The sequence below is a fragment of the uncultured Aliiroseovarius sp. genome (assembly GCF_947497285.1).
Lineage (GTDB): Bacteria > Pseudomonadota > Alphaproteobacteria > Rhodobacterales > Rhodobacteraceae > Aliiroseovarius.
This window is the reverse complement of the sequence record NZ_CANMFT010000003.1, coordinates 185,840-210,197: the sequence shown is the minus strand read 5'-3', so window position 1 is coordinate 210,197 and position 24,358 is coordinate 185,840. Positions and strand designations below refer to the sequence as shown.

Sequence of the window (24,358 nt, the reverse complement as noted above, 5' to 3'; positions counted from 1 at the left end):
GTGTCACTGCGCGCTTTGCGGCAGGCCGTCTGTGATGTCGTAATAGTCGCCTTTGTCGGCAACAAAGATGTGCTTTTCCAGTGTCAGACCGGTTGGGCCGTCGATGGCACCCAACGAGAAACTGATCGTGTCATCGTCATGGGCTTTCCAGAACAGAAACGACCCGCAGGACGCGCAGAAACCGCGCTTGGCCGTGGGGCTGGCCGCATACCAGGACACGTCACCCGTGATTGTCAGGTCGCGTTCCGGCACATAGGCAGACGACCAAATCCCGCCGGATTGCTTGCGGCACTGACCGCAGTGGCACATCGAATTGCCCTTCGGCCTCGCGGACGTTTCGAATTGGATATTGCCGCAGAGGCAGCTTCCTTTCAGCATGGCGATCTCCTTAATACACCGGCGGGGCGATGACCCACACGGCGACGGCGGGTTCGTCATAGGGGTTGGCCCATTCGTGCAGTTCGTTACGGATGCGAAAACTGTCACCCGGCCCGACGGTGAAACGGCGGCCACCGATTGTCAGATCGAGTTTTCCGGCCACCATATAGCCAAGCTCTTGCGTTGGGCGCAGCGCCGGTGTCTGCATTTTCGAACGCGGCTTGAACGTGGAATGAATCACTTCAAAATCATCCGTCAGGTCCGGCGAAAGCAGTTCTTCAATCAGCCCCTCGTCGCCAGACCCCATCGGGCGGCGCGCTCCCGCACGCACGACATATCCCTGCTCATCAGCCAAGGCAGAAGTATGCGCAAATAACAGCGACATCGGCACGCCCAGCGCCTTGGCAATAACCCGCAAGTCCGAAATCGATGGGTCGGATTTGTCACGCTCAACCTGACTAAGCCACCCGACCGAGCGGCCAAGCGCAGCGGCCAACTCGGTCAGCGTCAACCCGCGCGACTTGCGCAGCGCGCGAATATCCGCGCCGAGGCTTCTGTTTGAGGCGGGATCACTGTGCAGCATCCTGAACATTCCTCACGGCTTGAAACCCCACGTGAAAATTTCACGTCTTTTTTCACGATGGGGCGAAGAGATGATTCGAGGCAAGTGGAAATTCTCAATGCCACTTAGCGCGTGAAGGTGTCGCTCAGGATAGCGGCCAATTGATTTGCATCGTCTTGCGTAAACGCATTGGGTTGATTGCTGTCGATATCAAAGACCGCAATCAGGTCGCCCGCCCCATTCCAAACCGGCAATACCAACTCGGACCGGGTCGAGGACGCACAGGCGATATGGCCGGGAAACGCGTTCACATCCGGCACCAATTGCGCCTGCCCCGTGCGCGCCGCCGCGCCGCAGACCCCGCGCGAGAACGGAATTTGCAGGCAGCCATGCCCACCTTGATAGGGGCCGATTTTCAGTAAATCAGGCTCTGTTACACGGTAAAACCCCGTCCAGTCGAACCGATCATCTGCGTGATGCACTTCGCATGTCACAGTCGCCATCAAGGCAACCTCGTCACGCTCCCCTTCGGTCAGGGATGCGATGGTCTGTGCAAGTTCTTTGTACTCGACGCGCGGCATGGGGGCTCCGAAAACCTAGGAGCGCGGATGATCCGCGCCCCTTTTGTATACGGTCGAGCTTATACGCGTTCAATCGCGATAGCTGTGCCTTCTCCGCCGCCAATGCAGATCGCCGCAACGCCGCGTTTCAGCCCACGTTTTTCCAGCGCGTTCAAAAGCGTCACGATGATCCGCGCGCCCGAGGCGCCGATTGGGTGGCCCAGCGCACAGGCGCCACCGTTTACGTTCACTTTGTCACGGGTCAGACCCATTTCGTGCATGAAGGCCATCGGCACGACGGCGAAGGCCTCGTTCACCTCCCACAGATCTACGTCGTCCGTCGACCAGCCAAGCTTCGCCAAAAGCTTTTTGGCGGCAGGAACCGGCGCGGTGGGGAACAGGTTGGGTTCCTGCGCGTGGCTGGCGTGACCCAGAATGCGCGCGCGAATTTTCAGGCCTTGCGCCTTGGCAGCCTCCTCAGACGCGACAACCAGAGCCGCAGCGCCATCTGAAATCGACGAGCTGTTGGCCGGCGTCACGGTGCCATCCTTGCGGAAGGCCGGTTTCAGCGTCGGGATCTTTTCAGGCCGCGCGTTGCCGGGCTGTTCATCCTCGGACACCACGACATCACCCTTGCGGGTCTGGATGGTTACGGGCGCAATCTCACCCTCAAACGCACCGGAATTTTGCGCCTCAAGCGCGTTTGAAAGTGATTTCAGTGCATATTCATCCTGCGCCTCGCGGGTGAACTGGAAGCTTTCGGCGCAATCCTCGGCGAAGGTGCCCATCAGGCGCCCTTTGTCATAGGCATCCTCAAGCCCATCAAGGAACATGTGGTCAACCACTGCACCATGCCCGATCCGGGCACCGCTGCGCATCTTTGGCAGCAAATAGGGCGCTTCGGTCATGCTTTCCATGCCGCCGGCAACCATCATTTCGGTGCTGCCCAGGGCGACTTGATCATAGGCGATCATGGCAGCTTTCATGCCTGACCCGCACATCTTATTCAGCGTCGTGGCCGGCACCTCTTTCCCCAAGCCTGCAGCGAATCCCGCCTGACGTGCGGGGGCCTGGCCTTGCCCGGCCGGCAAAACGCAGCCCATCAGAAGTTCTTCGATGTCGCCAGCCTTGGCACCAGCATCGACCAGCGCGGCTTTGATAGCCGTGCCACCAAGCTCTGACGCACTGACACCGGAGAAAGCGCCCTGAAAACCTGCCATGGGCGTGCGTGCAGCCCCCGCAATAACTACGTTTTTCATCTTCTTCTCCATCCCGGTTTCAAAATCTGTGACACGCTTACCGAATGGTAAGGATCGCCGTCTAGTCTGTTTCTCAACTTAGCCCTGAAGGAGAGACCCGGTGCAACTGACCTTTCAAGACATAGCCGACACGCGCGTGATCGTCGTTGGCGATAACAGGATCGATGCCGCAATTGCCATCAGCTTCAAGGATCGCATGCGCGAACTGACTGAAACCGGCCCAAACCGAATTCTTGTCGACATGACCTGCGTGGACTTTATCGATTCCAGCGGATTGGGCGCCATTGTCGCGGCGATGAAGCAGGTTGCCGACAGCAAATCGTTGGAACTGGCCAACCTTTCGAGCACGGTCAAGAAAGTCTTCCGACTGACCCGTATGGATACGGTGTTTGCTATTCATCCCAGCATTGACGCCGCGATCGGTGGCGGCATAGCCAATGCTGGCTAAGAAATTGTGCTTCACGGGGTGCGCGAATGACCTGCACGACAAGGCTCTGCCGGCACAGAAAGCCGAAATGAACTTGGTTTTTCCGGGAAATGCGCTGGCCGTCAGGCGCGCCCTGAAAGCGTCAATGGTGGGCCTGCGCCATCTCGACCTTTCCCAAGACGAAAAAGGGGTGGTCGAAATTGTCCTGGCTGAGGTGCTGAACAACATCGTCGAACATGCCTATGACGACACACACACTGGGGTGATCGAGCTTACCGTTTCGCGACAGGACGACGATCTGATTTTTCTGGTGTTGGATGATGGTCTGCCCCTGCCTGAGGCAAAAGTCCCTGCGGGCGCTGCTCATAATCTGAACACGCCGACCAGCGACTTGCCGGAAGGTGGTTTCGGGTGGTTCCTGATCAAGCAACTGACCCGCAACCTGTCGTATCAACGCAGTGGCAATCGCAACCGGCTCTCGTTCTCAATTGCCTTGAAAGACACGCAGAGCTTCTGAGGCAGGCGCACAGCCAACACCACGCTCGATCAAACAGTGAGCTTTGAAAATTGCCGCTGTATTGGCAATCGCAACCCGACCCCGTAGGTTTTACCTAACTCTAACCAACGGGATGTCATGCGCGACTTTCATCTTCCTGGCCGGTCGGCTGTATTTGCGACAAATGCCATGTGCGCCACGTCGCACCCTCTGGCCACGCAAACAGCGATCGATATCCTGAAAGCTGGTGGCAACGCCGTCGATGCCGCAATCGCTGCCGCTGTTTTGCTTGGGTTATGCGAACCGCAAATGACAGGGATTGGTGGCGATTGCTTCGCGCTTGTTGATGCGCCGGGTCAGGATGGGATCATCGCGTTGAACGGATCCGGCCGTGCGCCCAAAGGCCTGAGTGCTGCGCGACTTCGCGCCGCCGGGCATCAGACAATCCCCTTGCGGTCGGTCGATGCCGTAACAGTCCCCGGCGCGGTTGATGCCTTCTGTCTGCTGTCGCAAGATTGGGGTCGGCTACCGCTATCCCAAGTGTTGGCGCCTGCAATTCACTATGCCGAGGAAGGTGTACCCGTGGCCCCGCGCACCGCCTGGGACTGGGCCATTGCACACCAAGAGGGCGTTCTGACCGGCTGTGCCAAAGACTTCTATCTGCACCACGGCAACCCGCCACGTCCCGGCGATGTTTTTCGTGCGCCCAGTCAGGCCAGTGTGCTCAAGCAAATAGCCGCGCATGGTCGCGCAGGCTTCTATGAAGGCGAAGTGGCTGATGATCTTGTCACCTCCCTGCAGGCACTGGGCGGCACCCACCAACTTGATGATTTCGCGGGACCCCATGCTTTCTATATGACACCGATATCGGGAAGCTACAACGGGATCGAACTGGTAGAACACCCGCCGAATGGGCAAGGCGCAACAGCGATTTTGATGGCCAATATCCTGTCGCATTTCGACATAAGCTCATTTGATCCTTTTGGCGCAGAGCGAGTCCATATCGAAGCGGAAGCCGCTAAACTCGCCTACGACACGCGCAATCGCTTCATTGCCGACCCTGACGCCGCAAGCCGGCTGGACCATATGATGTCCAAAACGACAGCAGCGCAGTTGGCAGGCCTGATTAACCCGACCCGCGCGCTGCCGTCGCCTGCCGTGGTAAGCGAAGCCGTCCACAAAGACACAGTCTATCTGACGGTTGTGGACAGCGACCGGATGTCGGTATCGCTGATCTATTCGATATTCCATGCCTTCGGTTCGGGCCTTGCCTCGGATCGGTTCGGCATCCTGTTCCAAAACAGGGGCGCCGGTTTCAGCCTCGCCGCGGGTCACCCGAACGAAGCGGCCGGTGGCAAGCGGCCTATGCACACCATCATCCCGGGGATGCTTTGTGACGGCGGCAAGGTGGTGATGCCTTTTGGTGTCATGGGTGGTGCTTACCAGCCGAATGGCCATGTGCGCCTTCTGTCCAACATGGTCGATTTTGGGCTAAACGCCCAAAGCGCGATCGACGCGCCCCGCTCGTTCTTTGATAAAGGCATGTTAAACCTCGAACGCGGCTACGCAACGGCTGTGCGTTCACAGCTTGAGCACATAGGGCACAAGACGGCGATCCCCGAACAACCAATCGGCGGCGCACAAGCCATTCGCATTGATCATGATCGGGGAGTTCTTGAGGGCGCATCAGATGCGCGCAAGGATGGATGTGCGATCGGGTTTTGACCCAAGATCAGTTCATTTGCACCTGCAAAGGATACTGACCATCCTCAAAATCACCGAAAAACTCCGGCAGATCGGGATGCCCGACCGGTTCACCCGAATAGTCGGCAATCAGGTTCTGTTCGGACACATAAGCGACATAATAGCTTTGGTCATTCTCAGCGAGCAGATGGTAGAAAGGCTGATCCTTCTGCGGACGGCTTTCTTCGGGAATGGCGTCATACCATTCATCGGTGTTGGAAAACATCGCATCGACATCAAAAACCACACCCCGGAAGGGGTGCTTCCGATGGCGGACAACCTGCCCAAGACGATATTTCGCACGCGTTTTCAGCATTCTTAACAACCCCTAAGTCCCTGAATAGCGTTTTATCCAGCGCGTTGTCCATGCAACGCGGCCGGATTTCTGGGAAACAAATTGTGTAAACATAGTCGAAATGAGCGGAAATCCCGCATTTTGGCAGGCCCTCGCCGGCAACGAAAAAACCGACTTCTTTCGATTCACAGCCCCAACAATTTCCGTTATGATCGAAAAAAAACAAATGATTGCGAGAGGCAGATGAGCAGACTTCTTCGCACGGCATTGGTTCTGTTGTTCGTGGCATCCTGTGGAGGGGACTCCAAGGCGCCACGGAATCTGGACAATGCGTGCAGCATTATCGCGCAACGGCCCAATATCTACCGGGCAATGAAGCGCACCGAACGAAAATGGAATGTGCCCGTCGCTGTGCAAATGGCGATGGTCTATCAGGAATCAAAGTTCATCAGGGATGCCCGCACCCCGGTGAAATACGTTCTGGGCGTGTTGCCGATGGGTCGCCAAAGCTCGGCCTATGGGTATGCACAGGTTCTTGATGGCACCTGGAAAGAATACCAGCGCGACGAAGGTGGCCGGGGCGCACGACGCACCGACATCAAGGATGCGACCGATTTCATGGGTTGGTATATGAACGAGACACGCGCCAAGACCGGGATCCCCCTGACTGACGCGCGCAACCAGTATCTGGCATATCACGAGGGTCGGACGGGCTATCTGCGTGGCAGTTATAAGTCAAAAAGCTGGTTGGTTCGTATCGCGGACGAGGTCAACGCGCGCGCCATTCTTTATCAGCGTCAGCTGGCCGCGTGTCGACGCTGAGCCCTTTGTGGGCTCAGCCAAGGACCTCTAGCGCGCGCGTTCCTTGATCGCCGCCGTGATCGAGAAAAGAGAGCTTTTCAAAGCGCCACCCGTGGTTAGCTCACCCAAGATGACGGTGGTTTGTGACCCGGCGTTGTCGGTGATGATCCACTGACGCAGTTCGGTCGGGCTGTCGGTAAATTTCAGCGCGATCGTTCCGATCTCGGGGTTTTCCGGGTCTTGTGCGACGACCGTTGTCGCGGTTCCATCATAGGTGTGGCCCACCACCATCTTTGCCTGCGAAAGGTTCACGTCTTTGGCCAGAATCAGGCTCAGAGGCGTGCGTTTCAGCGGGTATTGCTGAGGGCCTGCGTTGGATTTTCCATCAAAAATCGCGACCTGAGAGCCACCGGCGACGACCAGCGCATCTGTTGGCGGATTGTATTCGAAACGCGCCCGACCCGGTCGTTTCAAAAAAATCGTTCCCGTCGAGATCGTTCCATCATCGTTGATCTGTGTAAACTGCGCCTTGGCCGTGTCCAGCTTGTTCAGATATTGCGAGATGGCATTCAGCGACAGCTTCTCGGCAAAAGCCGGAAGTGCGGTCATAGTCACCGCGGCTGCGGCGATCATTATACGAAAGGGGGTCATCTATCCTACCTATACTGCTCGGGCGCATCTTATCCCGTTTAAGCTGGGGAAATTAAGCCTGAACAGTGCGTGATAAGCGATAACACGCCAGCGTCTTTGCCTGCTACTCTGCAACCGCTGCTGTGATGATGACTTCGACCTTCAGCTCTGGTGTCGCAAGGTCGGCCGATCCGGTGGCGCGGGCGGGCGCGTGGCCTTTGGGCACCCAAGCATCCCAAACCGCATTCATCTCGGCAAAATCTGCCATGTCTGACATCCAGATGACAGCCTGCAGCATATGCTTGGTCGAAGACCCCGCCTCGTTCAGCAGGGTTTCACAACGAGCCAGGCATTCGCGCGTCTGTGCGGCCACGCTGTCACCAGGATTGCCAACTTGCCCGGCAAGGTAGACAACTCCTTTGTGCGTGACGCTTTGGCTCATGCGGTCTGTAGTATGGCGTCGTTGGATCATTTTCGGCCTCATTAGTGTCTATTATTGCCTATTTACGCGGCTTTGATTGTGCAATCGCAGCGGCCTGCCGGGTGCAGGCACACTGCGTGATCTTGGCTGTCCCTACTGCTCTGGGATCAGGATTTCGCGTTTGCCAACATGGTTCGAAGCAGAAACGAGCCCTTCGTCTTCCATTTGCTCAACCAATCGAGCGGCCTTGTTATAGCCGATCCCAAGTTTGCGCTGGATGTAAGAGGTCGAGCACTTGCGGTCCTTAATCACAATTGCCACTGCCTGATCATACTGCGCATCTTCGCCCGTGGTGTTGCCACCGGTGTTCAAGCCAAGAACCGCGTCGATATTGTCCGCCTTGTCGTCGGCAGGTCCTTCGACCACGCCCCCGACATATTCGGGTGCGCCGAAGCCCTTCAGATAGGTCACGATCTCTTCGACTTCTTCATCGGACACGAACGGTCCATGCACGCGGATGATCCGCGACCCACCGGCCATGTAAAGCATGTCCCCCATGCCCAGAAGCTGCTCGGCCCCTTGTTCGCCCAGAATGGTGCGGCTGTCGATTTTCGATGTCACCTGGAACGAGATCCGGGTCGGGAAGTTCGCCTTGATCGTGCCAGTGATCACATCCACCGACGGGCGCTGCGTGGCCATGATCAGGTGAATACCCGAGGCCCGCGCCATCTGCGCCAGACGCTGGATGCAGGCCTCAATTTCCTTGCCAGCGACCATCATCAGGTCGGCCATTTCGTCCACGACCACCACGATATAGGGCAGCTTCTGCGGTGCAAATTCCTCGGTTTCGAAAATCGGCTCGCCGGTGTCGTCGTCGAACCCGGTTTGCACGGTGCGTTCGAACATCTCGCCTTTGGCCAACGTGTCGGCGACGCGGCCGTTATAGCCTTCGATGTTGCGCACGCCCATTTTGGACATCTTGCGATAACGGTCTTCCATCTCGCCCACGACCCATTTCAGAGCCACGACGGCCTTTTTCGGGTCGGTCACGACCGGCGACAACAGGTGCGGAATGCCATCATAGACACTAAGTTCCAGCATCTTCGGGTCGATCATGATCATCCGACATTCTTCCGGCGTCAGGCGATACAACAGTGACAGGATCATCGTGTTGATCGCCACCGATTTGCCCGATCCGGTCGTCCCTGCAATCAGCAAGTGAGGCATCTTGGCAAGGTTGGCGACGATCGGGTCGCCCCCGATATCCTTGCCCAGCGCCAGTGGCAGACGCATATTGCCGTCGCCAAAATCGCGTGTGGACAGGATTTCGCGGAACGACACCATTTCACGCTTTTCGTTCGGCAATTCGATACCGATCACCGATCGGCCGGGCACGGTGGATACTCGCGCGGACAAGGCTGACATCGACCGGGCAATATCATCGGCCAGTCCAATGACCCGGCTGGCCTTCAAGCCCGGCGCGGGTTCCAGTTCATACATCGTGACAACGGGGCCGGGGCGGACTGAAACGATCTCACCTTTCACGCCATAGTCGTCCAGCACGGCTTCCAGCATCCGGGCGTTTTCCTCTAGCGCCTCATCCGACAGGTGATGGCGTTCGATTGTCACCGGATTGGCCAGCAGGTTTAGCGGCGGCAGTTCATAGTCAGGATGGCTTTCTTCAAACTTCAGCGATGGCTGGGCTTCGGCCTTGGCCCGTGTCGAAGGTTGAACGGGCTTGCGGGTCGTGTGCTGCACAACCTTCTTGGCGGGCTGGGTCAGGCCTGCATGGGCCGGCGTGTAGACGCGCGGTTCGGCTGCAGCAGCGTTTGGATCCATCAAATCCTCGACGATCAGGTCATCGTCCTGCGACATTTCCGACGCATCCACTTGATCTGGGCTGGGTGCGACGGCGATCGGCTCTGGCTGCGGGGCCGTGTTCAGGATGATCGGGTCGGGGCTGCGGCGGTGGCGCGCAACGGCACGTTCCAGCGGCGGCTCCAGCCGGGACGGGTCGGCCAAGGGCGTATGGTGCGCGCGGTTTTTCAAGGCTGACGCAATCTTGGCACGAATACGATCTTCGCCCCCCAAACCTTCGGGGATGTCACCGTCAAATGTAGGCATCTCAACCAATTCTGGTTCGGGCGTGCGACGGAAAAGTGTCTCTAACAAACCCGGTTTCGTAGGTGCGGGCGCGGGCGCGGGGTCATCGAACATCTCGTCATGGGACGGGGCGACAGCGCCATGCAGCGGCGGTTCAGGACGACGCACGCGTGCCGCGCGCAACGGCGGTGGGGCGGTGAATTCGTTGTCAAAGACCTCATCATCCTCGGCGCTGGTGATGCGATGGTCCTTACGGGCAGCGTTTCTTGCCTGCATGCGGCGGGCCGTGGCCGTTGCACCAAGTGCCGCACCCTTGGCACCTTTGCCCAAAAGCGAAACGACACCTGCATAGGTCATCACAACGCCAACAAGCAGGAAATGGCCAAGGCGCTGAAGTTCGAAACGGTCAACGCCGATGACAAACAGGACCGCGAAAAGCGCCGCCACAGCTGCGATCGCAGACATGATCTTCAACCCCAGACCGGCGCTGAAGGGCAGGCCTGCCAGAAGTGCGCCCAGAACGGTATCGCCAAACAATCCGCCCAACCCGAACGAATGGGTCCAACCCGCGCCCGGCACCAATGTCGAGGCATAGATGGAACACAGCGCGACGGCGATCGGCGCAAAGATCAGGCGCCCCATGGCGCGGTCTTCGCCAATATGAAAGGTCATACGAACGCCCCAGACGCCAAGGATCAACGAAAGCGACCACGCACCAAGCCCAGCGATAACCGCAAGCGGCGAGGCGATGAATGCCCCCAAACGCCCCAACGCATTTTGCGCCGGCGTGTCAGTTGCCGACATCCAGCCCGGATCTTCCGGTGAATAGCTGCCAAGGATCAGGGCTAAGATGATGCCAAGCGCAATAAGGCCCAGCCCCAAAAGCTCTTTGCCTCGCCGCTCGATCACAGCCTGCGTGTTGCTGTCAAAGATGGGATCCCGTTGTTTCGCCTGATACGCCATACCACCACGTCCTCACTTAAAGAGGCAGTCACGGATCTTTTCCAACCCGTGCTGCATTTCTTGTTTTGGGGCCACCAGGGCGACCCGAATATACCCCTTTCCGGGGTTTTTACCGTTCACATCCCGCGACAGATACGCACCGGGAAGCACCCGCACGCCTGTTTCGGTCCAAAGCTTCATTGCCGCCTTTTCACCGTCTTTGACCGGCAGCCAAAGAAAGAAGCCCGCATTTGGTGCGTTGTAGCCTTCGACGCCTTCGAACACTTTGTCCGCCAGCGCGTATTTTTCCTGATAGAGCTTGCGGGATGCGGCCACATGCACCTCATCCGCCCAAGCGCGTTCCGCGACGCGCTGCAAGGGCAGCGGCAACGGCGCACCGGCATAGGCCCGCAATTGGCGCACGCGGCGGATAGACTCCGGCCCGCCAGCGACAAATCCAGACCGCAGGCCCGGAAGGTTTGATCGTTTTGACAGCGAATGAAACGCCACGACCCGTTCAGGGTCTGCGCCGCCCTCTGATGCGACTTCAAGTGCGCCGGGGGGCGGGGTGTTGCGGTAGATCTCGGAATAGCATTCGTCGGCGAATATCTTGAAATCGTACTTTTCGGCCAACGCAATCAGGTTCGCCCAATAGTCGCGATCTGCAACGGCACCCTGTGGGTTGCTTGGCGAGCAGATATAGGCGACCTCGGTGCGGTTCAGAACGTCTGGTGAAAGTTGCGAATAGTCGGGCAGGAACCCGTTTTCAGCCGTAGCAGGCAAGAAGACAGGTTCAGCGCCAACCGTCACTGCGGCCACCGCATAGACCTGATAAAACGGGTTGGGGATCAGAACGACGGGCCGTTCCCCGCGTGCGGTCATTTCGGGGCACAGTGCGATCAGCGTATTGAACAACCCTTCGCGTGTGCCGTTCAACGCCATGATCTGGCGCGTCGGATCAAGGCGGACACCATAGCGACGTTCAAGCCAACCCGCGATCACTGCAAGAAGCTCTGGCGACCCATCATTTGGCGGATACAGTCCGAATTCTTCGGTGTGATCGGCAATAACCTGCGAGACCCATTCCGGGAATGGGTGCTTTGGCTCACCGATGGTCATATGCATCACCTCACCGCCCGGCTGATGGGCATCAAGGAGGCTCCGCAACCGCGGAAATGCATATTCTGGCAAGCTGGAATACCGCTCGGGAAACGTCATGTGAACGTCTTATACTGCCTCAAATATCGGGATCATTGCGCCCCGTTTGAACCAACGATAGCCCGCATTCCGCGGCGGGTCCAGAAAAACGCCGATAAATTCGGTGCTTGCAGGTTCAAGATGTGTCTTTACGCCAACACCGCTTCGGCAGCAGCGCCCAGGCGCAACAGGCGTTGTTCAGCCATAGGCGCACCCAGCATCATAAAGCCAGTGGAAGGAAGGCCCGTCGGCACCGTCAGTCCGCATGACCCCATCAGATTTCCAATCCGGGTATTTCGCAGCGCCCAGAGGTTTTCTTCGACATAGTAGTCATGGTCGTTCATCAGACGGTCGATGTTTGGCGGCATGATAGGCGACGTGGGCAGAACCACGGCATCGAAACCGGCAACCAGAGCGTGGTATTCTTCTCGGATCGCCTTGAGCCGCTGCCATGCGCGCACGAAGGCCGTGCCAGAAAACTGCGCACCTGCGCGGAAACGGTCGCGCACTTCGGCGAACATTAGGTCGGGTTGGGCCTCGATTTCGTCTTGCCATGTGGCATAGGCTTCGGTGGTGAACAGCACGCCCGACATGGAGAGGGCCTCATCTACAATCGGCAATTTGGCGCGCCGAACCACGGCGCCCCCGTCCATCAGGCGATCCAGCGCACTGTCGAAACCAGCCTTCGGAGCCCCCCGCGCACCTTCCAAACCATTTTCGAGCACCAATAGCCGTGCGCCTTTCAAACTGGCACCGCGCAGATCAGCGGGCGCAGCACCTTCAAGAACCGCAAGCATAAGCGCTGCATCTTCAACCGTTCGGCACAGCGGTCCGACCGTATCAAAACTGGCGGCCAACGGCACGACACCGTCAAGCGATAAGCGACCGGAGGTGGTTTTCAGACCCACAAGGTCATTCCAGGCCGAAGGGATGCGCACAGATCCGCCCGTATCAGACCCTATTCCGCCTGCAGCGAGCCCAAACGCTACCGATGTTGCCGCACCCGAGCTGGACCCGCCCGACACCGCGTCGTGATCATTCACACATGGGCTGGTCGCCGTCACCGGGTTCAGGCCAAGGCCTGAAAAGGCCAGCTCACTCATGTGGGTTTTGCCGAGGCAGACCAGACCCTGCGCGGTGGCATTGCGCAGCACTTGCGCGTCGCGTGTTGGCAGGCGGTCCTTCAACAACGCCGATCCGGCCTCGGTCGCGACCCCTGCCGTGTCAAACAGGTCTTTCCAGCTGATCGGCACACCGTCCAGCATCCCCAGCCGATTACCGGATGCGGCGCGAGCAGCGGCTGCGCTGGCCTCTGAAAGCGCCCGATCTTCGGTGAGCCGCGCATAGATGCGATCTGCAAATTTGTGCGCCTTGATCGCCTCAAGAAAGGTCTGGGTCAGGGCGATCGGGTTGATTTCACCAGAGCCAATCCCGCGGCCGAGGTCGCCCATGCTCATGGTCAGCCATGCGTTGTTCATCGGGCCCTCCTGTTCTGTATAATCGTGACGGTAGCGGCGCTGGCGCGCATGGACAATCCCCGACAACGGGTTCAAAAAGGCAATATGGAATTTGATGCCGATATTCTGATCGTTGGCGGTGGGTTGAACGGCCCTGCTTTGGCGCTTGCTCTGGCCGATACCGGCTTTACCGTCACGATTATTGACGCGTTGCCCAAAGGAGCGCGTGGGGGCGAGGATTTCGATGGTCGTGGTTATGCGCTTGCGCTGGCCTCGCAACGGCTGCTGTCAGCTCTTGGTGTCTGGCCTAAGGTCGCGCCCAGTGCCCAACCGCTTCTGGATATCCGCATTTCCGACGGTAGGCCCGGTGAAGGCCCCAGCCCGTTCGTGCTTGAGTTCGACCACGCCGAAATCGACGAAGGCCCAATGGGCTATATGGTCGAAGATCGGTTCCTGTCCCGCGCCCTTCTGGACGCGGTCGAGTCGCACCCGAAAGTGACCCTAATTGACCAGGAAACCGTGGTTGCGCAGACGGTCGGCCCCGCCTCGGCTACACTTGAACTTGCGTCAGGCAAGCACCTGAAAGGCCGATTGGTCGTGGGCTGTGATGGGCGCCGATCCGGCACATGTGAACGCGCTGGCATTAAACGGCACGGCCATGATTACGGGCAGACATCGCTGGTCTGCGCGATTAGCCACGCGCTGCCGCATAACGGCGCGGCGCACCAGTTTTTCATGCCGTCTGGTCCCTTGGCCATCTTGCCGTTGCCGGGCAACCAAAGCTCGATCGTGTGGACCGAAACTCATGAAGAAGCCGCCCGCATCCATGCGCTTGATGACGAAGGCTATCTTCAGGAACTGCGCCCAAGGTTTGGGTCGTTTCTGGGCGACATCACTCTGGCGGGCGCGCGCTTCACCTATCCGCTTAACCTGACGGTTGCCGACGCTTTTGTGGCCGACCGACTGGCGTTGGTGGGTGACGCCGCACATGGATTGCACCCGATTGCGGGGCAAGGGTTGAACGCCGGATTGAAAGATGTGGCCGCCCTGGCCGAGGTGTTGACCCTCGCCCGTCGGCGCGGCGAGGATATCGGACGGCTGGATGTGCTAGAGCGTTACCAGCAATGGCGCCGGTTCGACGTGGCGCAGATGGTCGCCGCGACCGAAGCTACCAACCGATTGTTTTCAAATGATAATCCCATCCTACGCACCGTTCGCGATCTTGGGCTTGGGGTGGTGAATGCGATGCCGGGTCTGCGTCGGGGCTTCATCCGCGAAGCCGCTGGGCTGACCGGCGATCTGCCGCGCTTGCTTCAGGGCCGACAGATCTGAGGGCCTAGTCTTCGATCTTGCGCGCTTCGTCCACCAACATCACCGGAATGCCACCCCGGATCGGAAAAGCCAACCGGGCCGCTTTCGACACAAGCTCCTGCTTGTCGGCGTCATAGCTCAGCACGGTTTGAGTGACCGGGCAGACGAGCGCTTCGATCATGCGACGGTCAAATTGAGTTGCTTGCGGGTCGGTCATTGCACTTTCTCCTCGCCCACGCCTTTACGAAGGGCATATTCCATCAGCGTTACCAGAGTCTCGCGGCGGGTGCTGAGCGACGGCGCCTCCAGCAACGCCTGCTTGTCTTCCGGGTCGAACGGGCACAACATCGACAGCGCGTTGATCATCAACTCGTCTTCGGCAGTTCGCAGGCTTTCCCAGTCTGTTTGCAGTTCTTCCAGTTCGAAAAAGCGGGTCAATAGGTCCAAAAATGCGTCACGGTCCATGCTTGGGTCGTGTTCGGGCTGCCCAAGATCACGGTCGAAGCTGCGCCAGTCCAGTTCGGCCCGAAGATATGGCGTGAAGCCCTGTTGCACAGATCCCAGACGAAACCGTGACACACCGGTCAAGGTGATCATATAGCGCCCATCCTCGGTTTCGGTGAACGAGGTGATACGCCCTGCACAGCCGATGGAATGCAGTCGCGTATCTTCGCCGCATTCTTCGCCCATGGGCTGGATCATCCCGATCATCCGTTCAGGTGTCTTTAGCGCGTCATCGAACATCGCCAGATAGCGCGGTTCGAATACATGCAAAGGCAGCCGCCCGCGCGGCAAGAGCAGCGCCCCCGGCAAGGGGAACAACGGCAGGAAGTCGGGCAGGTCAGCAGCTGAGATCATGGGCCCACTGTAGCGCGGCTTGCGCGATCACACAAAGATCATCGACGACAGCTTGCGCCGACCGGTCAAAGCAATCGGGTCCTTCGCATCCAGCGCGTCGAAAATCGTGAACAGTTGCGCCTTGGCGGCCCCGTCATTCCAGTCTCTATTCCTGCGGAAAAGCTCTAGCAATTCGTCAACGGCGCCTTGCACGTCGCCTGACGCATTCAGGGCAACCGCCAGATCAAAGCGCGACTGGTGATCATCAGCGTTCGCGTCCACCGCAGCGCGCAGTTCGGTCACCGGACCTGCGTTTTCGGCCTGCCGCGCCAGTTCGATCTGCGCGCGCGCGGCCTCAAGTTCAGCGGCGTCAGAAATCTCAGCAGGAGCGCCGTTAAGAACGGCTTCGGCCTCATCGGGTTTGCCAGCCGCAATATGCGCGCGTGCCAGCCCACCAAAGGCGGCGGCACTGTTGGGGTCTTCTTCCAGAATCGCGGCATAGGTTTGCGCGGCGTCGTCAATTGCGCCAGCCTCAAGCATCTCGTCTGCGGCAGCAATCGCATCCGCCAGCCCGTTATCCGCATCACCGCCCAGCGCAGCCACTCGGTTCACAAACTCCTTGATCTCAGACGGCGGCACGGCGCCTTGAAACCCATCGGCGGGCTGACCCTGCCAGAAGGCGTAAACCGTTGGGATAGACTGCACACGCAACTGACCTGCGATCATCTGGTTTTCGTCCACATTGACCTTAACCATGCGGACCTTGCCACCCGCTTCGGTGACGGCAGCTTCCAGCGCGGGGCCAAGCGTTTTGCACGGTCCACACCATGGTGCCCAGAAATCAACGATGATCGGAACCTCTTGGGACGCTTCAACCACGTCCTGCATGAAGGTTGCTTCACTGACATCCTTGATCAGATCAACTGCGGCCGGTGCACCACCAAGTTCGAGTTCCATCGCGTAAGCTCCTTCAAATTCGCTAGGGTCTATATGACCCCTACCCTGCCGGTTTTAAAGGTCGAAAGTGGCAAAGACCGGGGCGTGGTCAGATGGTTTTTCCCACCCGCGCGCATCGCGCAAGACCCGCGAAGCGTGACCCGCGTTCGAGATGTCAGGCGTGGCCCAGATGTGATCCAGCCGCCGCCCCTTATCCGCCGTGTTCCAATCCTTCGCACGATAGCTCCACCAGCTGTAAAGCTGCCCCTCGGGGATATCCTGCCGGGTGATATCGACCCATTTGGCGGCGTCCTGAACCTCGGCCAGTGCTTCAACCTCGACCGGCGTGTGGCTGACCACTTTCAGAAGCTGCTTGTGAGACCAAACATCGTCTTCGCGCGGAGCGATGTTCAGATCGCCCACAAGGATCGACTTGCCCGGCTTTTCGCGGGCAAACTGGTCGCGCATGTCTGTCAGGTAATCAAGTTTCTGCCCGAACTTCTCGTTCACCTCACGGTCCGGCACGTCGCCGCCTGCGGGCACATAGAAGTTGTGGATCGTGACGCCGTTTTCCAGCTGCCCCGCGATGTGGCGGGCATGATCAAGACCAGCGAAACCGAAGCTCACCACCTCTTTCATCGGCAGGCGCGACAGGATCGCGACGCCGTTATAGCCCTTCTGCCCGCGCGCCACCATGTGGGTGTAGCCCAGCGCGGCGAAGCCTTCGGTCGGGATCTTCTCGACCGGGCTTTTGCATTCCTGAAGGCACAGAACGTCAGGGCCTTCCTCGGCCAGAAGCTTCTGCACAATCGGCTCGCGCAGACGCACCGAGTTAATGTTCCATGTGGCAAGGGTGAAGCTCATGATATCCTCCGGTGAACGCGCGTTTGGGGCGACCATAGAGGACGGGGCAAAAAGTGAACAGGGGCGAGTTTCGCCCGCCCCCGCCCGTCAGGCATAAGACACCACTTCCCATTCCATGCCATCATGGTCATCGAAATAAAACCGCCGCCCCGGTTCATAATCTCCATGGTTATGCGGCGTGAATCCGGCGGCTTTCACCCGCGTTTCAACTGCGTCGATGTCATCCACGGTGACGCCCACATGGTTCAACCCGGCGCGCGTGGTATAGGAATGTTGCGGGTCATCAATAGCCTTATTGGGCGTGTATAGAGCCACATAGCTACCCTCATCGCCCACATGTGCGGTATACCCACCCGACATCGCATCGCCTTCCCAACGGATTTTCCAGTCAAACACCGCGCCCAACCAGGCGGCTGTCGCCTTGGGGTCGCTGACGGTCACATTAACATGTTCCAGAACTGCCATTTTGGCCTCCTTGATTTCATTTGCGACTCGGTTGATAATTCCTAAAGCTAACTTTAGCTCAAGCTTTTTCTTTAGGGATTCCCATGGACCGCAGAAACGAGATTTCGATCGGAACGCTGGCGGGTCGCACCGGGCTGGCCGTGTCCGCGATCCGCTATTACGAAACCCAAGGGCTGGTCGCACCCGAACGCAACGCGGGCGGACAAAGGCGGTTTTTACGCTCGGACATACGACGCCTAAGCTTCGTGTTGATCGCGCAGAAGTTCGGGTTCACCTTAGACCGCATCCGCGAGGTGCTGTCCCGCCTGCCCCAAGGTCGAACCCCCACCGCGAAAGACTGGACCGAGATTTCCCAAGGCTTCCGTGCAGAGCTTGATGAACAGATCGAGGCCCTAACCCGCCTGCGCAACAAGCTGGACGGCTGCATTGGGTGCGGGTGTTTATCGCTAGACCGCTGCGCGCTTTACAACCCGGATGATGTGGCGGCGGATAAAGGGGCTGGGCCAAGGTATTTGATGGGGGACGAGGCGGTTCGGCCGGAGGGGTGAGGGGGGTCGTGTTTGACAAATGTCTGGTTCGAGTCCGTTCCGGAGATTGGAGCAAACATAGAAAGCAACAAAGAAATCTCGATGAAGTTTCACTATGGAGTGATTGGCGAGGTGCTCTGTCTTGTTGTGCTGCAATCATCGTATTATGGAATCTGAGCTATCTTAATGCGGTGTAACCTGCATCCAGATCAAACCGACGCCGAAAGAATGGAGCGTGCATGGCAAGCGAGCGGTACTTTGAAATCCTTCTCTCTCGATCCGTCTCATGTGTTTTTGGCGAAGGATATTCACTTGTCGCACAACAACTGACGCTGCCAAGCGGGCGCATCGATTTGTTGCTGCAACATTGCGACGGCGCAAAGCACGTGATCGAAGTCAAGAAAGATAGGGCTAAGTCTGATGCCGTTGATCAAGTCGGGCGTTATGTTGAAGACTTTAAGTTACAAGGTGCCGGGATCGTGCACGGCTGGGTTGTCGCAAACGAAATCCCGGAACAAACAGACCTTTATGCCGCGGAGAAGGACATTCGAACACTTGCAATTCCTGAAAGGGACTATGCGGCGATCATGACCGCATCGGGCGTGTCAGAAGAAGATCTACTCGGAAAACGTGTGCAAGCTGGCATACTCATTGGCGGCGGGGTCCAGTCATTTCCCAAAAATGCGGTACCTCTTGAAGATGCCATTACCAATTTGAGCGCCGATTTGCGGGCCTATGTAGTGCACCAGCATAGTGTTGGCACTTTCGAATTTCAAAGTGGGAAAATGCAAATTGCCGTCATTTATAAGGGCGTGAAAATCGGAGGTATAAACCGTGGTCACAAACACAATTTTATATCGTCAAACATCATCCTTGATGGGGCAGACGAAGCTGTTTTAGTCAACAATGGCTTCGTGAGGGTTACAAAGACCCAAGCTAGTAGCGCTCACGTGCATGTATATTGGAAAAACAAGATCGATGACGTTGAAGCACTGGACAATGTTCTAGCGCATTTTTCGGCTTCGATAGATAGACGTCTATTCTCCAAGTAGCGCTTGCAACGACTTGGCCACCACCACGTCGTAGCCCGCCCTGCGGAGCGACCACTTGGTGCAGTCCGCGAGCGCTAAAGTGAGGGCTTCAGAGGTCGGCGTTGTCAGCACAGCCGACATTCACAAAAAAATGACCGGGCACAAAGGCCCGGCCAGTCCGTCAGGGAGGAATGTGCCCATAACCCCGGGCACGAGGGAATTCTAAGCGTTCAGGCGATACCCGCCGCTCTCCGTCACCAACAGCCGCGCGTTTGAGGGATCGGGCTCGATCTTTTGGCGCAGGCGATAGATATGTGTCTCTAACGTGTGGGTTGTGACGCCTGCGTTATAGCCCCAGACCTCGTGCAGCAGCACATCGCGCGCCACCACGCCGTCGTTTGAGCGGTATAGGAACTTGAGGATATTGGTCTCTTTCTCGGTCAGGCGAACCTTGCGGTCATCCTCGGTGATCAGCATCTTCATCGACGGTTTGAACGTATACGGCCCAAGCTGGAAGATGGCGTCTTCGCTCTGCTCATGCTGGCGCAGCTGGGCGCGAATGCGGGCCAGAAGCACCGGGAATTTGAAGGGTTTGGAGACATAGTCATTCGCCCCCGCATCCAGACCCAAAATGGTGTCGGAGTCGGTGTCATGGCCGGTCAGCATCACAATGGGGCATTTCACGCCCTGCTTACGCATCACGCGGCACAGCTCGCGCCCATCCGTGTCGGGCAGGCCCACGTCAAGGATCACAAGGTCATAGATCGCCTCTTTCGATTTGGTGATCGCCTCGGCACCGTTTCCGGCTTCGAACACATCGAAGTCCTCGGTCATCAAAAGCTGTTCGGCCAGCGCGTCGCGCAGGTCTTCGTCATCATCAACCAACAGTATCTTTTTCAGCGTGGACATATCCGGGCTCCTCTGTCGTGCTTTGACTAGACATGTTGCCCGCTCGCGCGATTGGCAAGATTTGCAACATACGCCTCACGGCCTCGTGTCAATTCGCCGGTAAATGTTTCATATCGTGACAGTTCCCACTAACTATGGGGCTGAAAGGACCACCATGACGCTTGCCCCCAATCAGACCGAGCTTTTAGCCCGCGCCCGTGCGGATCTGCGCATGGGGGTGCCGGTGGTGCTGACCCGTGGGGGGCGCACGGTGCTGGTGGCGGCGGCTGAAACGCTATCGTCGGGACGGTTGGCGGACATGCGGGCCCTTGGTGCGCCTGTGCTGGCCATCACGCCTCGCCGGGCGGACACCTTGAAGGCGCGCGCCTATTCCGATCAGGTTGCCCGGATCGAGCTGCCTCGGGACGCGGGTTGCGACTGGATCGCGACCGTCGCAGACCCGGCCGATGACCTGACCCACCCGATGAAAGGGCCGTTTCGAACCGTTCGCGGCGGGGATGATACGCTAGAGGCGCTGTCGATCACCCTGTGCAAAACCGCCCGTCTGTTGCCGGCGACGTTGGTTATAGACGTCTCTAACGCACCGGAAATCGCGTCTCAGGACAACCTGACGACCATATCGCTGGACGACGCCATCGTGGACGATCTGTCCCTGTCTTCCGTCATCCACGCCCGCCTGCCCCTGTCCGTCAGCGACGCCGGTCGCCTGCACATCTTCCGCCCAAACGATGGCAGCGAAGAACATTACGCGGTTGAAATCGGGCGCCCGTCCCGCGACGAACCGGTTCTGGCGCGCCTGCACTCGGCGTGTTTCACCGGCGACGTGCTGGGCAGCCTGAAATGCGACTGCGGCCCGCAACTGCACACCGCGCTGGCCCGGATGGGAGAGGAAGGGCGCGGCATTCTTCTTTACCTCAACCAAGAGGGGCGCGGCATCGGGCTTGCCAACAAGATGCGCGCTTATTCCCTGCAAGACCAAGGGTTTGACACGGTCGAGGCGAACCACCGCTTGGGCTTTGAGGATGATGAGCGCGATTTCCGCATTGGGTCCGAAATCCTCAAGTCTCTGGGGTTCTCATCCGTGCGCCTGATGACAAATAACCCGCGCAAGGTCGCGATGATGGAGGGTGCTGGCATCCACGTCGCCGAACGCGTGCCGCTGAAAGTGGGCAAAGGCACACACAACGCGGATTATCTGGCGACCAAGGCGGCCAAATCGGGGCATCTTCTGTGATCCCCCGTCGCGGCGACATGGTTGTCACACGTTGGGGCGCGCGGTTCATGGGGCGACGCTTTCCCGTCGCAATCGGGCGCGGTGGCATGACCAACGACAAGCGCGAAGGCGATTTGGCCACGCCACGCGGGGTCTGGCGGATGGTTGGTGGTGGCTTCCGGGGGGACCGGACGACACCCCCACAGACCGGCTCAATTCCGGTGCGCCCCATTGGGCCGCGCGACATCTGGTCGGATGATCCAAACGACCCGGCCTATAATCATTGGGTCACGGCAAAGGATTACCCGTTCAGCCACGAAGCCCTGCGCATGTCCCCGCGTCTTTATGATCTTGTGCTGATAAGTGACTGGAACTGGCCCGTCGCGGAGCCCGGCAAGGGGTCTGCCATCTTCATTCACCAATGGCGCAAACCGCGCCACCCAACCGCCGGGTGTCTTGCCTTTGCACCCGACGATCTGCGCTGGATCGTCGCGCGCTGGACACCACGCAGCCGGATAATCGTGCGCTAGCCGTAGTCCCGCTCGCCAAAAATCGCAGACCCTACCCGGACATGCGTCGCACCTTGCGCAATCGCGCTTTCGAAATCGCTGCTCATCCCCATGGAAAGCTGCGTGAGCCCGTTGCGCTTGGCCATCTTGGCCAGCAGTGCGAAATGCAGGCTGGGTTCTTCCTCAACGGGCGGGATACACATCAGACCGACGACGGGCAGACCCAAGTCGCGGCATTCGGCGACAAAAGCGTCCAGATCGTCGGGCATGATCCCGGCCTTCTGAGGCTCCTCGCCGGTGTTCACCTGAATGAACAGTTTCGGGCAATGCCCTTCTTCTTCGGCGATGCGGGCGATGGCGCGGGCCAGCTTGGGGCGGTCAACCGAATGGATCACGTCGAACAAGCCCATCGCCTGACGGGTCTTGTTGGATTGCAGCGGGCCGATCAAATGCAGCTCGACCCCGTCGAAACGCGCTTTCAGGTCCGGCCATTTGCCAGCGGCTTCTTGCACCTTGTTCTCTCCGAAAACGCGGTGGCCTTCTTCAAGCACTGAAACGATCCGTTCCAGCGGCTGAACTTTGGAAACTGCAATCAGCTTGGTCGATCCCGGCGCACGACCTGTGCGGGTTTCTTCCTTGGCGATACGATCCTGGATATCTGAAAGCGGCATGGGCACCCCGGTTGTCTGATGGTTCAGATACAGGTGTCCCAAAAGAAAAGAGCGGGCACAAGGCCCGCTCTTCCCTAAGTAACTAATCCGTTAGAATTAGAATACCATGATGATGCCGAGGTCAGCAACGGTCACGCCGCCAACTTCACCGACGCCAGCGTTGACGGAAGCACCGCCACCCAGGTCGTATTTAACACCAATGCCGTATGCGTCAGCCGAAACACCAGCAACGTCGACTTCCGAGTAAGCGGCGGTCACACCAACTGCACCCATGGTGTAGCCAGCAGTGATACCGTAGGAAGTGATGTCAGCATCGTCGGCGCGCGAATACAGAGCGTTCAGCGAGAAGTCAGCGATATTAGCGCCAGCTTTCACGTGGAATGCGCTGCCAGCAGCGATGTTGCCCCAGTCATCATAACCGATGCCGAAGTTGTAGTCGCCCATGTTGTAGGTGGCGGCGATCGAGAAGTTCTCCATGCCTTGCATGTCGTACGACATTGCAACACCGAAGTCACCGAAGGTGCCATCATACATCACGTTGCCCATGTCGGCAGCGTCAACCAGAGCTTCTGCAACGTTGTCGGTGCCGAGGCCCGAGTAACCGATGTCCGACAGACCCAGTTTTTCGTCAACAGCCGAACCAACGTTACCAACCGAGAACTTGCCGAAGCCGCCTTCGATATAAACAGTGGTTTGGTCGACCAGGCTAGCGCCATTTGCGGTCGTGATGTCGAAGTCTGCGCCGAAGCCCAAGCCGCCATCAGTTTCACCAGTCATCGAAACCGACAGAGTGGTGTAGTAGTCGGGCGACCAGTCGCCAGAAACGTCGTCGTAGATGAAGCCCATACCGGCTTCGCCCGAGAAGCTGATTTCAGCGGCAGCAAAGCCAGCCGAAGCAACCAGGGCGGTCGAAGCGAAGAGAATCTTTTTCATTTCGTTTTCCCTCATGTGTTTTCAAGAGTGCACCTCAATTCAGGGAAATCCGAATTGAGTATGATGGTTCAATCTACCTTTCCGCCGAGGTTTGCAAGAAATGCTAAACCAGAATTCGGATTGCGGCCGGAATTGGTGCTTCTATGCCACAGTTTCGCCAAGCTCATCATCCCGATCACAGGAATACCCGTCTTTTCCAGCGGTTTGGCGTGCACGGGCCGCTTTTGGGAAAACGCTTGCTCGCCTCATGGCCCTTATATACTAACAAGAGGAAATTGAGGAAACGGGGCTGTTTTATGCGCATCGTCAAGTCTGTCGCATTCGGGATTTCATTGGTTGGCATTCTCGGGCTGTCTGCCTGCGGTGGCGGTAGCGGATCTGCCGGGTCCGGCAATATCTTTGGTGGTTCTGGAAACAACCAGCAGCAGGGTCAGGCGATTCGCCATACCCCTCAAGCAGAAGAGCCGCGTGAAACCATCTGGGATCTGTTCAAGAACGTGGACGACCCCAATACCACGGTCGAGGTGAACCGCTATATCTGGAACGCTTCGTTGGATGTATTGAGCTTCATGCCGGTTCAGGCGGCTGATCCTTTCTCGGGTATCATCGTCTTTGGCTTTGGTCGTCCGCCCGGTGGCGGCACCGCCCATAAAGCCACCGTTTATGTGCGCGACCCCGCGTTGGACGCCCGGTCGCTGTCAGTTGCGCTTTATACAAGCTCCGGTCCGGCCAGTGCCGAAGCGGTGCGCAAGGTCGAAGATGCGATCCTGACCCGCGCGCGCCAGCTGCGGATTCGTGACGGCAACCTCTAGACCCGGATCGACCATAGGAATAAGACAAGCGCCGGGCCACACGCCCGGCGTTTCTACATCAAGGACACG

Annotated in this window: 28 protein-coding genes; 10 read left to right on the top strand and 18 right to left on the bottom strand. The window is 58.4% G+C overall.

The annotated features are described in order from the left end of the window. Nucleotides 1-3 precede the first annotated feature (3 nt). From Q0864_RS06620 to Q0864_RS06605, 4 genes are all read right to left on the bottom strand, one after another. Nucleotides 4-378: a GFA family protein gene (locus Q0864_RS06620; RefSeq protein WP_298567029.1), complete on the bottom strand. Its 375-nt coding sequence runs from the start codon at nt 376-378 to the stop codon at nt 4-6. A gap of 10 nt (nt 379-388) precedes the next feature. Further along, a complete protein-coding gene (locus Q0864_RS06615; protein ID WP_298567027.1) occupies nt 389-961 on the bottom strand; it encodes an XRE family transcriptional regulator in 573 nt (190 codons plus the stop codon). 104 nt (nt 962-1,065) lie between these two features. Beyond that, a complete protein-coding gene (locus tag Q0864_RS06610) occupies nt 1,066-1,521 on the bottom strand; it encodes a GAF domain-containing protein (RefSeq protein ID WP_298567025.1) in 456 nt (151 codons plus the stop codon). 59 nt (nt 1,522-1,580) lie between these two features. Further along, nucleotides 1,581-2,759, bottom strand: a complete 1,179-nt coding sequence (locus tag Q0864_RS06605) for an acetyl-CoA C-acyltransferase (RefSeq protein WP_298567023.1) — start codon at nt 2,757-2,759, stop codon at nt 1,581-1,583. A 100-nt stretch (nt 2,760-2,859) separates the two neighbouring features. On the opposite strand from Q0864_RS06605, the gene Q0864_RS06600 reads away from it, so the two are divergent. The 3 genes from Q0864_RS06600 (at nt 2,860) to Q0864_RS06590 (ending at nt 5,407) form a co-directional block, all read left to right on the top strand. Further along, entirely contained in the window at nt 2,860-3,207 is a 348-nt protein-coding gene (locus Q0864_RS06600) for an STAS domain-containing protein (RefSeq protein ID WP_298567021.1), read from the top strand. Then, nucleotides 3,197-3,703 (top strand): ATP-binding protein, encoded by a 507-nt coding sequence (locus Q0864_RS06595; protein ID WP_298567019.1) that lies wholly within the window; start codon nt 3,197-3,199, stop codon nt 3,701-3,703. The genes Q0864_RS06600 and Q0864_RS06595 overlap by 11 nt, the downstream gene beginning before the upstream one ends. Before the next feature lie 117 nt (nt 3,704-3,820). Beyond that, nucleotides 3,821-5,407: a gamma-glutamyltransferase family protein gene (locus tag Q0864_RS06590; protein WP_298567018.1), complete on the top strand. Its 1,587-nt coding sequence runs from the start codon at nt 3,821-3,823 to the stop codon at nt 5,405-5,407. Nucleotides 5,408-5,414: 7 nt separating this feature from the next. Here the strand turns inward: Q0864_RS06590 and hspQ are convergent, their stop codons facing one another. Further along, nucleotides 5,415-5,741: a heat shock protein HspQ gene (gene hspQ, locus Q0864_RS06585; RefSeq protein WP_298567016.1), complete on the bottom strand. Its 327-nt coding sequence runs from the start codon at nt 5,739-5,741 to the stop codon at nt 5,415-5,417. 222 nt (nt 5,742-5,963) lie between these two features. Between hspQ and Q0864_RS06580 the strand changes: the two genes are divergently transcribed. Next, the gene (locus tag Q0864_RS06580; RefSeq protein WP_298567014.1) at nt 5,964-6,542 is read left to right on the top strand and encodes a transglycosylase SLT domain-containing protein; all 579 of its coding nucleotides are present in this window, start codon (nt 5,964-5,966) and stop codon (nt 6,540-6,542) included. Nucleotides 6,543-6,569: 27 nt separating this feature from the next. On the opposite strand, the gene Q0864_RS06575 is transcribed toward Q0864_RS06580, so the two are convergent. The 5 genes from Q0864_RS06575 to Q0864_RS06555 all read right to left on the bottom strand — a co-directional run bounded on the left by Q0864_RS06575 (nt 6,570) and on the right by Q0864_RS06555 (nt 13,292). Continuing rightward, nucleotides 6,570-7,172 (bottom strand): outer membrane lipoprotein carrier protein LolA, encoded by a 603-nt coding sequence (locus Q0864_RS06575; RefSeq protein ID WP_298567012.1) that lies wholly within the window; start codon nt 7,170-7,172, stop codon nt 6,570-6,572. A 103-nt stretch (nt 7,173-7,275) separates the two neighbouring features. Beyond that, a complete protein-coding gene (locus tag Q0864_RS06570) occupies nt 7,276-7,623 on the bottom strand; it encodes a RidA family protein (protein ID WP_298567010.1) in 348 nt (115 codons plus the stop codon). Nucleotides 7,624-7,725: 102 nt separating this feature from the next. Then, nucleotides 7,726-10,638: a DNA translocase FtsK gene (locus Q0864_RS06565; protein ID WP_298567008.1), complete on the bottom strand. Its 2,913-nt coding sequence runs from the start codon at nt 10,636-10,638 to the stop codon at nt 7,726-7,728. Nucleotides 10,639-10,650: 12 nt separating this feature from the next. After that, complete coding sequence (locus Q0864_RS06560) at nt 10,651-11,835, bottom strand: aminotransferase class I/II-fold pyridoxal phosphate-dependent enzyme (RefSeq protein ID WP_298567006.1); 1,185 nt, start codon at nt 11,833-11,835, stop codon at nt 10,651-10,653. A 128-nt stretch (nt 11,836-11,963) separates the two neighbouring features. Then, complete coding sequence (locus Q0864_RS06555) at nt 11,964-13,292, bottom strand: amidase family protein (protein ID WP_298567004.1); 1,329 nt, start codon at nt 13,290-13,292, stop codon at nt 11,964-11,966. An 84-nt stretch (nt 13,293-13,376) separates the two neighbouring features. Between Q0864_RS06555 and Q0864_RS06550 the strand changes: the two genes are divergently transcribed. Continuing rightward, nucleotides 13,377-14,603 carry an FAD-dependent monooxygenase gene (locus Q0864_RS06550; protein WP_298567002.1) on the top strand — a complete coding sequence of 409 codons (1,227 nt, stop codon included), beginning with the start codon at nt 13,377-13,379 and terminating at the stop codon, nt 14,601-14,603. A gap of 4 nt (nt 14,604-14,607) precedes the next feature. On the opposite strand, the gene Q0864_RS06545 is transcribed toward Q0864_RS06550, so the two are convergent. The 5 genes from Q0864_RS06545 to Q0864_RS06525 all read right to left on the bottom strand — a co-directional run bounded on the left by Q0864_RS06545 (nt 14,608) and on the right by Q0864_RS06525 (nt 17,684). Further along, nucleotides 14,608-14,799, bottom strand: a complete 192-nt coding sequence (locus tag Q0864_RS06545) for a Trm112 family protein (RefSeq protein WP_298567001.1) — start codon at nt 14,797-14,799, stop codon at nt 14,608-14,610. Then, nucleotides 14,796-15,440, bottom strand: coding sequence for an LON peptidase substrate-binding domain-containing protein (locus Q0864_RS06540; protein ID WP_298566999.1), 645 nt, complete (start codon nt 15,438-15,440; stop codon nt 14,796-14,798). Before Q0864_RS06540 ends, Q0864_RS06545 begins: the two co-directional genes overlap by 4 nt. A 27-nt stretch (nt 15,441-15,467) precedes the next feature. Next, nucleotides 15,468-16,376, bottom strand: a complete 909-nt coding sequence (gene trxA / locus Q0864_RS06535; protein ID WP_298566997.1) for a thioredoxin — start codon at nt 16,374-16,376, stop codon at nt 15,468-15,470. 54 nt (nt 16,377-16,430) lie between these two features. Further along, complete coding sequence (locus Q0864_RS06530) at nt 16,431-17,219, bottom strand: exodeoxyribonuclease III (RefSeq protein ID WP_298566995.1); 789 nt, start codon at nt 17,217-17,219, stop codon at nt 16,431-16,433. Nucleotides 17,220-17,306: 87 nt separating this feature from the next. Continuing rightward, nucleotides 17,307-17,684, bottom strand: a complete 378-nt coding sequence (locus Q0864_RS06525) for a VOC family protein (RefSeq protein WP_298566994.1) — start codon at nt 17,682-17,684, stop codon at nt 17,307-17,309. Between the two features lie 83 nt (nt 17,685-17,767). Here Q0864_RS06525 and soxR point away from each other — a divergent pair, with 83 nt between their 5' ends. Then, nucleotides 17,768-18,232: a redox-sensitive transcriptional activator SoxR gene (gene soxR, locus Q0864_RS06520; RefSeq protein WP_298566993.1), complete on the top strand. Its 465-nt coding sequence runs from the start codon at nt 17,768-17,770 to the stop codon at nt 18,230-18,232. A 218-nt stretch (nt 18,233-18,450) separates the two neighbouring features. Continuing rightward, on the top strand, nt 18,451-19,263 hold the full coding sequence (locus Q0864_RS06515) for an endonuclease NucS domain-containing protein (protein WP_298566992.1): 813 nt from the start codon (nt 18,451-18,453) through the stop codon (nt 19,261-19,263). A 201-nt stretch (nt 19,264-19,464) separates the two neighbouring features. Here Q0864_RS06515 and Q0864_RS06510 read toward each other — a convergent pair whose 3' ends face one another. Further along, on the bottom strand, nt 19,465-20,151 hold the full coding sequence (locus tag Q0864_RS06510) for a response regulator transcription factor (RefSeq protein WP_298566991.1): 687 nt from the start codon (nt 20,149-20,151) through the stop codon (nt 19,465-19,467). 154 nt (nt 20,152-20,305) lie between these two features. Here Q0864_RS06510 and ribA point away from each other — a divergent pair, with 154 nt between their 5' ends. Next, nucleotides 20,306-21,385 (top strand): GTP cyclohydrolase II, encoded by a 1,080-nt coding sequence (gene ribA, locus Q0864_RS06505; RefSeq protein WP_298566990.1) that lies wholly within the window; start codon nt 20,306-20,308, stop codon nt 21,383-21,385. Nucleotides 21,386-21,402: 17 nt separating this feature from the next. Next, nucleotides 21,403-21,894 (top strand): L,D-transpeptidase family protein, encoded by a 492-nt coding sequence (locus Q0864_RS06500; protein ID WP_298567574.1) that lies wholly within the window; start codon nt 21,403-21,405, stop codon nt 21,892-21,894. On the opposite strand, the gene Q0864_RS06495 is transcribed toward Q0864_RS06500, so the two are convergent. Both Q0864_RS06495 and Q0864_RS06490 read right to left on the bottom strand, forming a co-directional pair. Then, nucleotides 21,891-22,544, bottom strand: coding sequence for a YggS family pyridoxal phosphate-dependent enzyme (locus tag Q0864_RS06495; RefSeq protein WP_298566988.1), 654 nt, complete (start codon nt 22,542-22,544; stop codon nt 21,891-21,893). The genes Q0864_RS06500 and Q0864_RS06495 overlap by 4 nt on opposite strands. Before the next feature lie 96 nt (nt 22,545-22,640). Next, nucleotides 22,641-23,477 (bottom strand): porin, encoded by an 837-nt coding sequence (locus Q0864_RS06490; RefSeq protein WP_298566987.1) that lies wholly within the window; start codon nt 23,475-23,477, stop codon nt 22,641-22,643. 296 nt (nt 23,478-23,773) lie between these two features. Here Q0864_RS06490 and Q0864_RS06485 point away from each other — a divergent pair, with 296 nt between their 5' ends. Beyond that, nucleotides 23,774-24,289, top strand: a complete 516-nt coding sequence (locus Q0864_RS06485; RefSeq protein WP_298566986.1) for a DUF3576 domain-containing protein — start codon at nt 23,774-23,776, stop codon at nt 24,287-24,289. Nucleotides 24,290-24,358: the final 69 nt, after the last annotated feature.

What these genes read in the sequence shown, in the direction of transcription:
- Q0864_RS06620 (WP_298567029.1), bottom strand. Translation starts at nt 378, where the DNA reads ATGCTGAAAGGAAGCTGCCTCTGCGGCAATATCCAATTCGAAACGTCC.
- soxR (WP_298566993.1), top strand. Translation starts at nt 17,768, where the DNA reads ATGGACCGCAGAAACGAGATTTCGATCGGAACGCTGGCGGGTCGCACC.
- Q0864_RS06590 (WP_298567018.1), top strand. Translation starts at nt 3,821, where the DNA reads ATGCGCGACTTTCATCTTCCTGGCCGGTCGGCTGTATTTGCGACAAAT.
- trxA (WP_298566997.1), bottom strand. Translation starts at nt 16,376, where the DNA reads ATGGAACTCGAACTTGGTGGTGCACCGGCCGCAGTTGATCTGATCAAG.
- Q0864_RS06525 (WP_298566994.1), bottom strand. Translation starts at nt 17,684, where the DNA reads ATGGCAGTTCTGGAACATGTTAATGTGACCGTCAGCGACCCCAAGGCG.
- Q0864_RS06545 (WP_298567001.1), bottom strand. Translation starts at nt 14,799, where the DNA reads ATGACCGACCCGCAAGCAACTCAATTTGACCGTCGCATGATCGAAGCG.
- ribA (WP_298566990.1), top strand. Translation starts at nt 20,306, where the DNA reads ATGACGCTTGCCCCCAATCAGACCGAGCTTTTAGCCCGCGCCCGTGCG.
- Q0864_RS06575 (WP_298567012.1), bottom strand. Translation starts at nt 7,172, where the DNA reads ATGACCCCCTTTCGTATAATGATCGCCGCAGCCGCGGTGACTATGACC.
- Q0864_RS06565 (WP_298567008.1), bottom strand. Translation starts at nt 10,638, where the DNA reads ATGGCGTATCAGGCGAAACAACGGGATCCCATCTTTGACAGCAACACG.
- Q0864_RS06595 (WP_298567019.1), top strand. Translation starts at nt 3,197, where the DNA reads ATGCTGGCTAAGAAATTGTGCTTCACGGGGTGCGCGAATGACCTGCAC.
- Q0864_RS06570 (WP_298567010.1), bottom strand. Translation starts at nt 7,623, where the DNA reads ATGATCCAACGACGCCATACTACAGACCGCATGAGCCAAAGCGTCACG.
- Q0864_RS06515 (WP_298566992.1), top strand. Translation starts at nt 18,451, where the DNA reads ATGGCAAGCGAGCGGTACTTTGAAATCCTTCTCTCTCGATCCGTCTCA.
- Q0864_RS06560 (WP_298567006.1), bottom strand. Translation starts at nt 11,835, where the DNA reads ATGACGTTTCCCGAGCGGTATTCCAGCTTGCCAGAATATGCATTTCCG.
- Q0864_RS06615 (WP_298567027.1), bottom strand. Translation starts at nt 961, where the DNA reads ATGCTGCACAGTGATCCCGCCTCAAACAGAAGCCTCGGCGCGGATATT.
- Q0864_RS06495 (WP_298566988.1), bottom strand. Translation starts at nt 22,544, where the DNA reads ATGCCGCTTTCAGATATCCAGGATCGTATCGCCAAGGAAGAAACCCGC.
- Q0864_RS06580 (WP_298567014.1), top strand. Translation starts at nt 5,964, where the DNA reads ATGAGCAGACTTCTTCGCACGGCATTGGTTCTGTTGTTCGTGGCATCC.
- Q0864_RS06490 (WP_298566987.1), bottom strand. Translation starts at nt 23,477, where the DNA reads ATGAAAAAGATTCTCTTCGCTTCGACCGCCCTGGTTGCTTCGGCTGGC.
- Q0864_RS06530 (WP_298566995.1), bottom strand. Translation starts at nt 17,219, where the DNA reads ATGAGCTTCACCCTTGCCACATGGAACATTAACTCGGTGCGTCTGCGC.
- Q0864_RS06540 (WP_298566999.1), bottom strand. Translation starts at nt 15,440, where the DNA reads ATGATCTCAGCTGCTGACCTGCCCGACTTCCTGCCGTTGTTCCCCTTG.
- Q0864_RS06555 (WP_298567004.1), bottom strand. Translation starts at nt 13,292, where the DNA reads ATGAACAACGCATGGCTGACCATGAGCATGGGCGACCTCGGCCGCGGG.
- Q0864_RS06485 (WP_298566986.1), top strand. Translation starts at nt 23,774, where the DNA reads ATGCGCATCGTCAAGTCTGTCGCATTCGGGATTTCATTGGTTGGCATT.
- hspQ (WP_298567016.1), bottom strand. Translation starts at nt 5,741, where the DNA reads ATGCTGAAAACGCGTGCGAAATATCGTCTTGGGCAGGTTGTCCGCCAT.
- Q0864_RS06610 (WP_298567025.1), bottom strand. Translation starts at nt 1,521, where the DNA reads ATGCCGCGCGTCGAGTACAAAGAACTTGCACAGACCATCGCATCCCTG.
- Q0864_RS06510 (WP_298566991.1), bottom strand. Translation starts at nt 20,151, where the DNA reads ATGTCCACGCTGAAAAAGATACTGTTGGTTGATGATGACGAAGACCTG.
- Q0864_RS06605 (WP_298567023.1), bottom strand. Translation starts at nt 2,759, where the DNA reads ATGAAAAACGTAGTTATTGCGGGGGCTGCACGCACGCCCATGGCAGGT.
- Q0864_RS06500 (WP_298567574.1), top strand. Translation starts at nt 21,403, where the DNA reads ATGGTTGTCACACGTTGGGGCGCGCGGTTCATGGGGCGACGCTTTCCC.
- Q0864_RS06550 (WP_298567002.1), top strand. Translation starts at nt 13,377, where the DNA reads ATGGAATTTGATGCCGATATTCTGATCGTTGGCGGTGGGTTGAACGGC.